The organism is Serratia sp. NGAS9 (genome assembly GCF_009905295.1).
In the GTDB taxonomy this organism is placed as follows: domain Bacteria; phylum Pseudomonadota; class Gammaproteobacteria; order Enterobacterales; family Enterobacteriaceae; genus Serratia; species Serratia bockelmannii.
The window spans coordinates 2,841,765-2,854,678 of the sequence record NZ_CP047605.1 but is presented as its reverse complement, the minus strand read 5'-3'; the positions used below and the strand labels follow the sequence as shown (position 1 = coordinate 2,854,678).

At 57.0% G+C, this 12,914-nt stretch carries 12 protein-coding genes; 7 read left to right on the top strand and 5 right to left on the bottom strand.

What is annotated here, in order from left to right:
- The first annotated feature begins 60 nt into the window (after positions 1-60).
- From GUC32_RS13665 to GUC32_RS13655, 3 genes are all read left to right on the top strand, one after another.
- Positions 61-1,023 (top strand): lytic transglycosylase domain-containing protein, encoded by a 963-nt coding sequence (locus GUC32_RS13665; protein WP_369435779.1) that lies wholly within the window; start codon positions 61-63, stop codon positions 1,021-1,023.
- Positions 1,024-1,081: 58 nt separating this feature from the next.
- Positions 1,082-1,738 (top strand): fumarylacetoacetate hydrolase family protein, encoded by a 657-nt coding sequence (locus GUC32_RS13660; RefSeq protein ID WP_004932286.1) that lies wholly within the window; start codon positions 1,082-1,084, stop codon positions 1,736-1,738.
- Positions 1,739-1,860: 122 nt separating this feature from the next.
- Positions 1,861-2,307, top strand: a complete 447-nt coding sequence (locus GUC32_RS13655; RefSeq protein WP_025303110.1) for a YcgN family cysteine cluster protein — start codon at positions 1,861-1,863, stop codon at positions 2,305-2,307.
- Between the two features lie 120 nt (positions 2,308-2,427).
- Here the strand turns inward: GUC32_RS13655 and GUC32_RS13650 are convergent, their stop codons facing one another.
- The 3 genes from GUC32_RS13650 to nhaB form a co-directional block, all read right to left on the bottom strand.
- Positions 2,428-3,189 (bottom strand): aspartyl/asparaginyl beta-hydroxylase domain-containing protein, encoded by a 762-nt coding sequence (locus tag GUC32_RS13650; protein ID WP_325976624.1) that lies wholly within the window; start codon positions 3,187-3,189, stop codon positions 2,428-2,430.
- Positions 3,190-3,829: 640 nt separating this feature from the next.
- Positions 3,830-4,360 carry a disulfide bond formation protein DsbB gene (dsbB, locus tag GUC32_RS13645; protein WP_033632858.1) on the bottom strand — a complete coding sequence of 177 codons (531 nt, stop codon included), beginning with the start codon at positions 4,358-4,360 and terminating at the stop codon, positions 3,830-3,832.
- Between the two features lie 119 nt (positions 4,361-4,479).
- Complete coding sequence (gene nhaB, locus GUC32_RS13640) at positions 4,480-6,045, bottom strand: sodium/proton antiporter NhaB (protein ID WP_369435276.1); 1,566 nt, start codon at positions 6,043-6,045, stop codon at positions 4,480-4,482.
- A 242-nt stretch (positions 6,046-6,287) separates the two neighbouring features.
- Between nhaB and fadR the strand changes: the two genes are divergently transcribed.
- A complete protein-coding gene (fadR, locus tag GUC32_RS13635) occupies positions 6,288-7,007 on the top strand; it encodes a fatty acid metabolism transcriptional regulator FadR (protein ID WP_025303107.1) in 720 nt (239 codons plus the stop codon).
- 60 nt (positions 7,008-7,067) lie between these two features.
- Here fadR and GUC32_RS13630 read toward each other — a convergent pair whose 3' ends face one another.
- Complete coding sequence (locus GUC32_RS13630) at positions 7,068-8,603, bottom strand: SpoVR family protein (RefSeq protein ID WP_025303106.1); 1,536 nt, start codon at positions 8,601-8,603, stop codon at positions 7,068-7,070.
- A 296-nt stretch (positions 8,604-8,899) separates the two neighbouring features.
- Between GUC32_RS13630 and zinT the strand changes: the two genes are divergently transcribed.
- Positions 8,900-9,550, top strand: coding sequence for a metal-binding protein ZinT (gene zinT / locus GUC32_RS13625; RefSeq protein ID WP_025303105.1), 651 nt, complete (start codon positions 8,900-8,902; stop codon positions 9,548-9,550).
- 45 nt (positions 9,551-9,595) lie between these two features.
- Here zinT and GUC32_RS13620 read toward each other — a convergent pair whose 3' ends face one another.
- Positions 9,596-9,913 carry an antibiotic biosynthesis monooxygenase gene (locus tag GUC32_RS13620; RefSeq protein ID WP_325976620.1) on the bottom strand — a complete coding sequence of 106 codons (318 nt, stop codon included), beginning with the start codon at positions 9,911-9,913 and terminating at the stop codon, positions 9,596-9,598.
- Positions 9,914-10,452: 539 nt separating this feature from the next.
- On the opposite strand from GUC32_RS13620, the gene GUC32_RS13615 reads away from it, so the two are divergent.
- Both GUC32_RS13615 and dadX read left to right on the top strand, forming a co-directional pair.
- Positions 10,453-11,757 carry a D-amino acid dehydrogenase gene (locus tag GUC32_RS13615; protein WP_369435275.1) on the top strand — a complete coding sequence of 435 codons (1,305 nt, stop codon included), beginning with the start codon at positions 10,453-10,455 and terminating at the stop codon, positions 11,755-11,757.
- 76 nt (positions 11,758-11,833) lie between these two features.
- Positions 11,834-12,907: a catabolic alanine racemase DadX gene (dadX, locus tag GUC32_RS13610; protein ID WP_369435274.1), complete on the top strand. Its 1,074-nt coding sequence runs from the start codon at positions 11,834-11,836 to the stop codon at positions 12,905-12,907.
- Positions 12,908-12,914: the final 7 nt, after the last annotated feature.

Here is a 12,914-nt window from a genome sequence, read left to right as displayed (position 1 = left end):
ATGACACCTTCGGCAAGAAGAATTGTATTGGCCGCCTGGCTGACGTTGGGCGGGGTGCTGATGCCGGGCGCAGCGCAGGCGGCGCAGGAGACGACGCTGGCGACGAGCGGCCGGGATCCGGCGCAGTTCCCGGCGTATGTCGAACAGCTCAAGCGCCGGGCGCGGGAGCAGGGCATCAGTCAGGCCACCCTCGACCGCGCCTTTGCGCAAATCCATTTCGTCGATCGGGTGATCAAGGCCGATCGCAATCAGCCGGAGCAGAAGGTAACCCTGGACGACTATCTGCGGCGGATGATGACGCCCGTTAAAGTGCGCCAAGGGCGCGAACTGTACCGGCAGCGCCACGCGCAATGGACGCGCGCCGGCGAGCGCTACCGGGTGCCGGGGCGCTATATCATCGCGCTGTGGGGCATGGAGAGCGCCTACGGCAAGATTCAGGGGCGGGAAGATGTGGTGTCCGCGCTGGCGACGCTGGCGTTTGAAGGGCGCCGCGAAGCCTTTTTCAGCCAGGAGCTGATGGCGGCACTGCAGATAGTCGAGCAGGGGCACGTCGGCGATACACCGCTGAAAGGTTCCTGGGCCGGCGCGATGGGGCAATGCCAGTTTATGCCGAGCTCTTTCCTGCGCTATGCGGCGGACGGTGACGGTGACGGGCGCATCGATATCTGGAACAACATTGATGATGTCTTCGCGTCTACGGCCAGTTATTTGTCCAAAGAGGGCTGGCAGCCCGGCATCGGCTGGGGGCGTGAGGTCAAACTGCCCGCCGGTTTCAATCGGGCCGAGCTGGGGTTGAAAGACGCGGAAGCGCGCAGCGTCAACGCCTGGCAACAACGCGGGGTACGTCGTGCGGATGGCAGTGCGTTGCCGCATGCCGTTCAGCGCGGTTGGATCATTGCGCCGGATGATCTGCAGGGCCGGACGTTCCTGGTCTATGATAATTTCCGCACCCTCATGCACTGGAATCGCTCTTACTATTTCGCTATCGCCGTGGGTATGATGGCGGACGCGATCGGACATTGATCCGGCACACCAATAATCGGCTTGGCGCGCCAAGCCTCTACAGTTTGGGAGAAGCGGTATGTATCAACATAGAGACTGGCAGGGTTCGCTGCTCGATTTCCCGGTGAACAAGGTGGTTTGCGTCGGCAGTAACTATGCCGATCACATCAAGGAAATGGGCAGCGCGGTTTCCGTCGAGCCGGTGGTATTCATCAAACCTGAAACGGCGCTGTGCGATATTCGTCAGCCGGTGGCCATCCCCAAAGAGTTCGGTGCGGTGCATCATGAGGTGGAGCTGGCGGTACTGATCGGCACGCCGTTGAAACAGGCCAACGAAGACCGCGTTGCGCGGGCGATCGCCGGCTACGGTGTGGCGCTCGATCTGACGTTGCGCGATTTGCAGGCGGGCTTTAAAAAAGCCGGCCAACCGTGGGAAAAGGCCAAGGCCTTCGACGGTTCCTGCCCGATGTCGGGGTTTATTCCGGTGGCGGAATTCGGCGATCCGCAAAACGCCGAGCTGTCGTTGACCGTCAACGATCAACTGCGCCAGCAGGGCAATACGCGCGACATGATCACGCCGATCCTGCCGCTAATCAGCTATATGAGCCGTTTCTTCACGCTGCGCGCCGGCGACATCATCCTGACCGGCACGCCGCAGGGCGTGGGCCCGATGGCTTCCGGAGACATGCTGAAAATCAGCCTGAACGGCAAAACGCTCAGCACCCGGGTGATCTGATTTCTCCTTGCCGCCGGCGGTGTCGGCGGCAAAGCTTGCATCTTGTGGCTAAAATGTCTATATAGTCCCCCCTCGAACCTGTGCGCAGGTGACTTATCCATTTACCGAAACCGGACGCTAACATGTCACAACTCGCTTTTTGGCAACAGAAAACGCTGGCGGAAATGTCAGAACAAGAGTGGGAATCGCTGTGCGACGGGTGCGGGCAATGCTGTTTGAATAAGCTGATCGACGAAGATACCGACGAGATTTATTTTACCAACGTAGCCTGCAACCAGCTCAACATCAAATCCTGCCAATGCCGTAACTATGAGCGGCGCTTCGAGCTGGAAGAAGACTGCATCAAATTGACGCGCGAGAATCTCACCACCTTCGAGTGGTTGCCGCCGACCTGCGCCTATCGCCTGATCGGTGAAGGCAAGCCGCTGTTCCCCTGGCATCCGCTGCTGAGCGGTTCCAAGGCGGCAATGCACGGCGAGCGCATTACGGTGCGGCATATCGCGGTGCGTGAAAGCGAGGTGGTGGACTGGCAGGACCATATCCTCAACAAGCCGGACTGGGCTAGGTAAAGGCGGGCGCCTGCAGAGCAATACGCGTTTTCATGCAAGAGGGCGGCGTGTTCAGACATGCCGCCCTCTGCGTTATTGAGCTAACCAACGGGTGTGGGGCTCATGGCATAAGCCGCCATTTCACGCTTTTTTGTCGCGGCGATGCCAGTTAGCCAGATTTTTCAGCGGCTGCTTCACATATGGGCTGGCTTTGATCAGGCTGAACAGCAGTTTATTCACCGCCGTACCTACTTTGTCCATTGGCCGGTCGATATCGAGAAACAGCACAGCGCGCAGTTCGTCGGTATCATTGCGAACCTCGTGTTCGTAGGAATCATCAAACAAAATCACCTTGCCTTCATCCCAGTGCAGAATTTGGTCGTCAACGCGGATCCAGAGCTTTTCCCGATCCTTTGGTACGATTAATCCCAAATGCGCGCGCACCACGGCACGAGTCGGGCCTTTGTGGGGGACGATGTGATAGTGCGGCTTAAGGATCGAAAACATGGCGGTGCGCATGCCGGGGATCTCGCTGACCGCCTGTGCGGTGTGCGGGCAAATGGCGCAGTTCTCATCAACCCGCTGCCCGTAGACAAACAGCCCGAAGGTTTTCCAATTATCCCCTTTGGAGATGCGTTGCTGATCCGGTGATATTTGGTGGAACGCGGGGATATCCTCCGGGTGCTCCAGCAACCGATCCAACTCCTCGCGAATGGCAGGCCAACGGGCTTCCAGCGCCGTGACCCAATTAAATTCATGATTACCGATCCGCGGTGTGGTGGAGATCAGCGAATGGCGAGTCTGAAAATCGCCGTTCCAGCGCAGGAATTTTTTCCCTGCTTTGAGCAGCATGCGCCGCAGGAACGGGCGCTGAGACGAAGGGGGCAATGTGGTATCCGGCATAGTATCGTGTCCTTGATGTCATTGGCCTACTGCATTCAGCATAAGGAAAGAATCACGAACGATTTTAATCATTAGTGCGCGAACGGTGGCCGATGAGTGATACCGCGCAGAGTTAAATTTGAATGATTTATTTAAAGGCAGCGGGGACTGACGGTTGGGGGCAGAAGGAAAAAAGCCCCTGCAAAGATGAGGGGCAAGACACACAACAACACCAGGGAAATCGGTAGTACTCACGTTGCCGATACTATAAGGATTTTATGGGTAAACTTCACCAAAATATTGTGCTCTGAATGTGACAAAGGCGCAGTCGTTCATAAGTAACGGTAATTTATTGATGCTCGAAGGTTGAAAGGAAGGGCCGGTTTTAGCCGCCGGTATTGCAGAAGTTTAATGTTATGTAAATTACGTGCTGAACTGAGCCGGGATGCTTCTTTTTAAACGATAAGTTGGGTAATTTGGCCGCTCTCCCGCAAGTTCGAGAGCATAACAATGAAAATGGTCCGACTGTTTGCCGTAGCTGGAGCGCTAATCGTGCTCGTTTACTTCCTTACACATACCTGAAATGGGGTTATCTCTGAATTTGACAGTAATACCCTAAAAAAACGGCGCCTGGTGGCGCCGTTTTTTGTTTGTCTGCCGTTCAGTGGCCGAACAGATCGCGGCGGCGTGGGCGGACAAACTGTGCGATCAGTACAATCAGCGCCACCAGCAGATAGGCGCCGAAGATACCAACCAGCCATTGTGGCATTTCCAGCGTCAGGAACTGCCATTGACGCACGGAACAGTCACCGGAAGCGTGGAACACCGCCGGCAGCCATTTGTCCAGCGGCAGCCAGGACGGGAAGCTGACAAAGAAATCGCAGGTATTGAATGGCGAAGGATGCAACTGGATCATGGTGTGCTTCCACGCCAGCTGTACGCCTTCCCAGGCGCTGTAGATCCACAGCAAGATCGCCGCGTAGCGCAGCGGGGTTTTCGGCGCGATAGCGCCTACCAACGAGGCGCCGAGGATGCCGAATAGCGCGCAACGCTCGTAAATGCACATCACGCACGGCTGCAGCAGCATAACGTGCTGGAAATAGAGCGCGACCAGTTCCAACACCAACGCTGTCAGGGCCATCAGCAGCCAGGCGCCGCGTCCTTGTGAACAGCGGTTAAAGAATTGCAACATATCTAGATTCTTCCATGCAGTAAGCAATTGAACCGGCAGTGTAAACCAATTCCCCCTCGCTGCCAGCCACTTGGGCCGGTTTCAGCGTAAAAATATCGGTTCACCCTGCCGGCGCCGTCTCAGTGGCTGACGGTGTCGATGGGCGGCAGCGTCAGCCAATGCCACTGCGTCAACAGCTCGGTCGCCGGCTCCAAAGTGAATTGGACGCACAGCAGGCCAACTACCGTCAACACCACCGTATAAGGCAGGGCCATCCAGACCATGCGGCCATACGACAGACGCACCAGCGGCGCCAATGCCGACGTCAGCAGGAACAGAAACGCCGCCTGCCCATTAGGGGTGGCGACCGAAGGCAGGTTGGTGCCGGTATTGATGGCGACCGCCAGCAGCTCGAACTGCTTCAGCCCGATCGCGCCGGTTTCCAGCGCGGTGCGCGCCTCGTTGATGTAAACGGTGCCGACGAACACGTTGTCGGAAACCGACGACAGCAGGCCGTTGAACAGGTAGAACAGCGAAAGCTGAGAGGAGGGCTCGGCGCGCAGCACAAACTGGATCACCGGGCTGAACAGGTGCTGTTCGATGATCACTGCGACCACGGTGAAGAACACCGTCAGCAGAGCGGTAAATGGCAGCGCTTCCTGGAACGCTTTGCCGATGGCGTGCTCGTCATTCACGCCGCACAGGGAGGTGGCGAGAACGATGACCGACAGGCCGATCAGCCCAACTTCTGCCAGATGGAAGGCCAACGCCAGCACCAGCCAAACGCCGATCAGCGCCTGCATCACCAATTTAAGCCGTTCTTGTTTGCTACGGCCTGCGCTGGCCTTGCGGTCATACTCTTTCAGCACGTCGCGCACCGCTCCCGGCAATTGCGCGCCGTAGCCAAACAGGCGAAAACGTTCTACCAGCCAACACACCAGCAGGCCGCACACCAACACCGGCAGCGTGACCGGCGCCATACGCAGGAAGAAATCGATAAAACCCCAGCCCGCGTTTTTGGCGATAATCAGGTTCTGTGGCTCGCCCACCATGGTCATGACCCCGCCGAGCGCGGTGCCGACGCCGGCGTGCATCAGCAGGCTGCGCAGAAAAGCGCGGAATTGCTCCAGCGTCTGTTTGCGCTCTTCGCCGGTAAAATCACTGTCATCGCCAATGTCGCCGTCAGGGCGGTTTGACGTCACGTTGTGATAGATGGAATAGAAACCGGTGGCCACGCTGATCACTACCGCCACGACCGTCAGCGCGTCGAGGAAGGCAGAAAGGAAGGCGGCGGCCAGGCAAAACGCCAGCGACAGCAGCGTTTTCGAACGGATGTTGAGCAGCAGCTTGGTGAACACGAACAGCAGCAGCTGCTTCATAAAGTAGATGCCTGCCACCATAAAGATCAGCAGCAGCAACACTTCCAGATTATGTTCGATTTCCTGCGAAACCTGCGCCGGGCTGGTCATGCCGATGGCCACGGCCCCTAGCGCCAGCAGGCCGCCCGGCAGCAACGGGTAGCATTTCAGCGCCATCGCCAGGGTAAAGATGAACTCGACCACCAGCAGCCAACCCGCAATAAACGGGCTGGCGAAAAAGAACACCAGGGGGTTGATCGCCAGAAAAATGAGAATGGTCAGTTTGTACCAGTCGGGAGATTGCCCCAGAAAATTTTTGAGCAGGGCGCTGCGCAGGGTTGTTTCCATTGTCCTCTATGCATCCTTAATCAGTCGTAGCACGTACCCTAACAATGCGGTGGGGGCGTGCGCAACCGGAGCTTGTTTTACGGCGGCAAATTTCCTTCGGCCGGTGTTTTTGCGCGTTTTTTGCCACTTTATGCACACTTTCGTTTATTGTTTTTCGCTCACGCTATGTCATGTCAGCACGATCTGGTATGATGAGCTGATTACTTTTACTGATTTTATCGTCGCAACGGAACGTCAAACACATGGTCATAAAGGCGCAGAGTCCTGCCGGTTTCGCGGAAGAGTACATTATTGAGAGTATTTGGAATAATCGCTTCCCCCCTGGCTCTATTTTGCCCGCGGAGCGTGAGCTTTCGGAATTGATTGGCGTCACGCGCACTACGTTACGTGAAGTGTTGCAACGTCTGGCCCGCGATGGTTGGTTGACCATTCAGCATGGCAAACCGACCAAAGTGAACAATTTCTGGGAAACGTCCGGCCTCAATATCCTTGAGACCGTAGCCCGTCTCGATCACAAAAGCGTCCCGCAGCTGATCGATAACCTGCTGTCCGTGCGCACCAATATCGCGTCGATCTTTATTCGCGCCGCGGTGCGCAATCATCCGGAACAGGCCCAGGAAGTGCTGGCGAAAGCCGCCGAGGTAGAAGATCAGGCAGACGCGTTCAATTTGCTCGATTACGAGATCTTCCGTGGTTTGGCGTTCGCTTCTGGCAACCCGATCTACGGCTTGATTTTCAACGGCCTGAAAGGGCTGTACACCCGCGTGGGCCGTTACTACTTCTCCAACCCGGAAGCGCGCAAGCTGGCGCTGACCTTCTACAGCAAGCTGTCCACGCTGTGCCATGAGAAGCTGTACGACCAGGTGATGGACACCGTGCGCAACTACGGTAAAGACAGCGGGGCGATTTGGCAGAGCATGCAGGGCACCATGCCGAGCGATCTGACCGAAGCGCGTCGCTGATTGCGTATTAATGAAATTAAGAAAGGGCGCCATTTTGGCGCCCTTTGTCGTTATGGCGGATTACAGCGGCGTTGGTCGCGGCGGGCACCGATCGAGCAGCTCCACGCTGCCGTCTTCGTTTTGCTGTTCTAGGATCACGTCGAAGCCCCACAGGCGGTGCAGGTGCTTCAACACGTCGCGACGGCTTTTATCCAACGGCGCACGCTCCTGTGGGATATAACGCAATGTTAGCGAGCGGTCGCCGCGCAGGTCCACGTTCCAGATCTGAATGTTCGGCTCGTGATTGCTCAGGTTGTATTGTGCAGACAGCTCCTGACGGATCGCCCGGTAGCCGGCCTCGTTGTGGATCGCGGCAATTTCCAGATAGTTGTTGCGATCGTCGTCCAGCACGGTGAACAAGCGGAAGTCGCGCATCACTTTGGGCGACAGGAACTGGCTGATAAAGCTCTCGTCCTTGAAGTCGCGCATGGCGAAGTGCAGTGTCTCCAACCAGTCTTTTCCGGCGATGTCCGGGAACCAGTAGCGGTCTTCCTCGGTCGGTGATTGGCAGATGCGCTTGATGTCCTGGAACATGGCGAAGCCCAGTGCATAAGGGTTGATGCCGTTATAGTACGGGCTGTTGTAAGGCGGCTGATACACCACGTTGGTGTGGCTGTGTAAAAACTCCAGCATAAACCGCTCGGTCACACGGCCCTCGTCGTACAAATGGTTGAGGATGGTGTAGTGCCAGAAGGTGGCCCAGCCCTCGTTCATCACCTGAGTCTGTTTTTGCGGGTAGAAATACTGGCTGACTTTGCGTACGATGCGTAACACCTCACGCTGCCAAGGTTCCAGTAGCGGTGCGTTCTTCTCGATAAAATAGAGGATATTTTCCTGCGGTTCGCTTGGATAGCGACGAGCCTGCTCCGGCGACTCTTCGCGCTCGACGCGTGGCAGGGTCTTCCACAGCGTGTTCACCTGGCTTTGCAGATATTCTTCGCGGCTTTTCTGGCGCGCTTTCTCTTCCACCAAGGAGATTTTCTGCGGGCGTTTGTACCTGTCGACGCCGTAGCTCATCAGTGCGTGGCAGGAGTCCAGCAACCGTTCCACTTCTTCTACGCCGTAGCGTTCTTCGCACTGGCTGATGTAGTGACGGGCGAACAACAGATAATCGACGATGGAACTGGCGTCGGTCCAGCTGCGGAACAGATAGTTATTCTTGAAGAACGAGTTGTGGCCATAGCAGGCGTGTGCCATCACCAGCGCCTGCATGGTGATGGTGTTCTCCTCCATCAGGTAGGCGATGCAGGGATTGGAGTTGATGACGATTTCATACGCCAGCCCTTGCTGGCCCTGTTTGTAGCGCTGTTCGGTTTCGATGAACTTCTTGCCGAAGGACCAATGGGTATAGTTGATCGGCATGCCGACGCTCGAATAGGCGTCCATCATCTGCTCGGAGGTGATCACCTCGATCTGATGGGGGTAGGTGTCGAGCCGGTAATGCTTGGCGACGCGGTCGATCTGCTCCAAATACACCTGCAGCAGTTCGAACGTCCAGTCCGGTCCATCGCTCAGACGTTTATCATCCTTAACCTTTTCATGTGTTGAAGTAGTCATCAGCGCACCCTCATTATTCACGGGTCTTGCTCAAACGGCAGACCCTGTAACAAGCATAGTTCAAGTCATAATTAATCATTGCAAATCAGTGAAATAAAAATGCCGGTACGCAAAGGCGCGAACGGCGCTCAATTCGACGCCCGTCCTGGCAGAAGGCGGCACAGCACCGCGCGTCTTCTCCGAGTATAGCCCTGCGGCAAGAGCGTGCAACACATGCCTGTTGTACGACAGGGATTGAAAATTGTTATGTTATATTGTAACTTTTCATTTTCTCAATAACGGACAAGGAGCGCATTTTGGCGAGGCATTTTGGCAAAGTGGCGGTGGCGCTGGCAGCGCTGTTTATCAGCGGGCAGGCGTTTGCCCACGGGCATCATTCACATGGCAAGCCGCTGACGGAAGTGGAAAAAAAGGCCGAGGCGGGCGTGTTCGACGATAAGGACGTCAAAGATCGCGACCTGGCGGATTGGGAGGGTGTGTGGCAATCCGTGTACCCTTACCTGCTCAATGGGGATCTCGATCCGGTGTTCAAGAAGAAAGCGGCGCAGGATAAGAGCAAGACCTTCGCAGAAGTGAAGGCGTATTACCGTAAAGGGTACGCTACCGATGTGGATACTATCGGCATTGAAAACGGCGTCATGGAGTTTCACCGCGGCGACCAAGCCAGCGCTTGTCAGTATAAGTACGCCGGGCATAAGATCCTGACCTATGTCTCTGGTAAAAAGGGCGTGCGTTATCTGTTCGAATGCCAGGAAGCCGGCAGCCTGGCGCCGAAATTCGTGCAGTTCAGCGATCACATTATCGGCCCGCGCAAATCGGCGCATTTCCATATCTTTATGGGCAACACCTCGCAGGAAGCGTTGCTGAAAGAAATGGATAATTGGCCGACTTACTACCCATTCCAACTGCAGACCAAAGAAGTCGTGGACGAGATGCTGCATCATTGATGCCCCCGCTCCCGCGACCCCAAGCCCGCTTAGGTGGGCTTGTCCTCAGTCAAACGGTCTGACTTTCAGATAATCGTCCGTCACTTCCATTTCAAACAGCGTTTTATCCGCCAGCAAGGTCGCACGCATTCGTTCCCGGGCTTGCCGGTAGCGTTCATCCAACTGAATATCACCGGCGCTTTCCCATGCGACTCGGCTTGGCCATTGCGCATAGCCGATAAACTGCCCGCTCACATCCTGATGCAGGCGCGAGCCCAGGCTGTCGCGCTGCAGATAGATACCTTGGGTCAATTCAAGCCAGGCCTGGCGAAAGGCGTGTTCGTGCCCGGTTTTGACTGAAAATTGGTAGATGGCGATGAACATAAGGCGTTCTCCACGATAGCGACAGTGTGAACTTTAGGCGTTGCTTCTGGCGTTAACGTTCATATCGTGCTGCAGCGTTCAATGTAAACGGGAGGGCTAAGGGCTCGGGTGTTTTATTCCAGCACTGAAAGCAAGGTTAACGGTAGCTGTAATTTTACGCGATTTTTCTGCTGCGGAGGGAGGGGGCTCTCTTTGTTTGTTATGTTGGAATTTTTTATTTTATTGGTTTTTTGTTCTGCTTATGTACTGGCTGGTATTTTTATATTCTGTTAAATCAATGTTGCTTATTACGCCTTTTTTGATTGCTATCATTGATAGCATTGCTATCTATTCAGCGGCGGTTTGACGCCATAGGCCCCTCTAAACCGCATCTTATCGCTATTTTCAGGTGGCTATTGCAAATGCATGACCCATCGACGATAAATTAATTGTGAATATTGTCACGTTTGATGACGAAGTTGTTGGACGGATTTTTTCACTGAGTTAATTTCCTGTGAGCAGAAGATTATGCTTTGTGAAGCCTTAGGCTGGAGTCAGCGATGCGAGTGGTAATTTTAGGTAGTGGAGTGGTGGGCGTAGCCAGTGCCTGGTATTTGGCGAAGGCGGGGCATGAGGTGACGGTGATCGATCGTCAGCCAGGCCCCGCACTGGAAACCAGCGCTGCGAACGCTGGGCAGATCTCACCGGGCTATGCCGCACCCTGGGCGGCGCCGGGTGTGCCGCTTAAGGCCATCAAGTGGATGTTCCAGCGCCATGCGCCGCTGGCCATCCGTCTCGATGGCAGCAGCTTCCAGCTGAACTGGATGTGGCAGATGCTGAAAAACTGCAACACCGAACACTACATGACCAACAAAGGCCGCATGGTACGTCTGGCGGAATACAGCCGCGATTGTATCAAGGCGCTGCGTCAGGAAACCGGTATCCAGTACGAAGGTCGCCAGGGTGGCACGCTGCAGCTGTTCCGCACTCAACAACAGTTCGAAAACGCCGCGAAAGACATTGCGGTATTGGAAGATGCCGGCGTGCCTTACCGATTGCTGGAAGCCGGCCAACTCGGTAGCGTCGAGCCGGCGTTGGCGCAGGTGGCGCACAAGCTGACCGGCGGCCTGCAGTTGCCGAACGACGAGACCGGCGATTGCCAGCTGTTTACGCAACAGTTGGCGAAGATGGCAGAGCAGGCGGGCGTAACCTTCCTGTTCAACCGCGGCGTCGATCGTCTGCTGGTTGAAGGCGGCAAGATCGCCGGCGTCCAGTGCGGCGAGGAAGTGTTTAAGGCCGACAGCTATGTGGTGGCGTTCGGCTCGTACTCCACGGCGCTGCTGCGCGGCCTGGTGTCCATTCCGGTTTACCCGCTGAAGGGCTATTCGTTGACCATTCCTATCACCGACGAAGCGGCGGCGCCGTTCTCTACGGTATTGGATGAGACGTATAAAATCGCCATCACGCGTTTTGACCAGCGCATTCGCGTCGGCGGCATGGCGGAGATCGTCGGTTTCAATACCCAGCTGGAGCAAAAACGGCGCGAAACGCTGGAGATGGTGGTGCGCGATCTCTACCCGAACGGCGGCAGAGTGGAAGAGGCGACGTTCTGGACCGGCCTGCGGCCGATGACGCCGGACGGCACGCCAATTGTCGGCCGCACTTCGCTGAAGAACCTGTATCTCAATACCGGGCATGGCACGTTGGGCTGGACGATGGCCTGCGGCTCCGGGCAGTTGTTGTCCGATCTGATGTCCGGCATTACGCCGGCGATCCCTTCCGATGACCTGGCGGTGGCGCGTTACAGCGCCGGGTTTCGCCAGCAACACGCGGTTCCGCTGAACGACGTGCATCCCGCACGTTAATCGTCGACGTTGTCATAGACTTTTCCGGCCACGCGCAGGCGCGCGTGGCCGCTGTACGCTGCCCCAAGGAGAACCGATGCCCCGTCCGATAACCGCCACGATGCATCTCGGCGCGATTGAAAATAACCTGCAGGTGGTGCGCCGTTTCGCTCCCGGCGCCAAAGTTTGGGCGGTGGTCAAGGCCAACGCCTATGGCCACGGCATCAAACACGTTTGGCGCAGCATGGCGCAAACCGACGGCTTCGCCATGCTGGATCTGGCCGAAGCGGTGCTGCTGCGCGAGTCGGGTTGGCAAGGGCCGATTCTTCTGCTGGAGGGATTCTTCCAGCCGCAGGATCTGGCGTTGCTTGACCGTTATCGCCTGACGACGGCGGTGCACAGCGACTGGCAGCTGTCGGCGATCGCCGACGCCACGCTGAACGCGCCGCTCAATGTCTATCTGAAAGTGAACAGCGGCATGAATCGGTTGGGGTTCGCACCCGATCGGCTGCATGAGGTGTGGCGCAGGGCGCAGGCGGTTGCCAATATCGGCGAGCTTATGCTGATGAGCCATTTCGCCACCGCCGACGGCCCGGAAGGCGTGGCCCAGCAGATGGCCACTATCGAGGCAGCGGCAGTCGATATACCGTTGCCGCGCTGCCTGGCCAACTCGGCCGCCACGCTGTGGCACCCTTCGACCCACGGCAGTTGGGTCCGCCCTGGGATTGTTCTCTATGGCGCTTCGCCGAGCGGTTGCTGGAATGATGTTGCGGGGACGGGGCTGCAGCCGGCGATGACGCTGAGCAGCGAGATCATCGGCATTCAGCAACTGAAGTCTGGCGATCGCGTGGGGTACGGCGGCCGTTACAGCGCCGCCGGCACGCAGCGTATCGGCGTGGTGGCCTGCGGTTACGCCGACGGCTATCCGCGTCATGCGCCGACCGGTACGCCGGTGTGGGTTGACGGCGTGCTGACGCGCACCCTGGGAACGGTGTCGATGGATATGCTGGCGGTGGATCTGACGCCCTGTCCACAAGTCGAATTGGGCGCCGACGTGGAGCTGTGGGGGAAACGCCTGCCGGTAGACGAGGTGGCCACGGCGGCAGGAACGTTGGGTTATGAGCTGCTGTCGGCGTTAGCGGCGCGGGTGCCGGTCGTCACCGAAGCCTGAGCCGCGG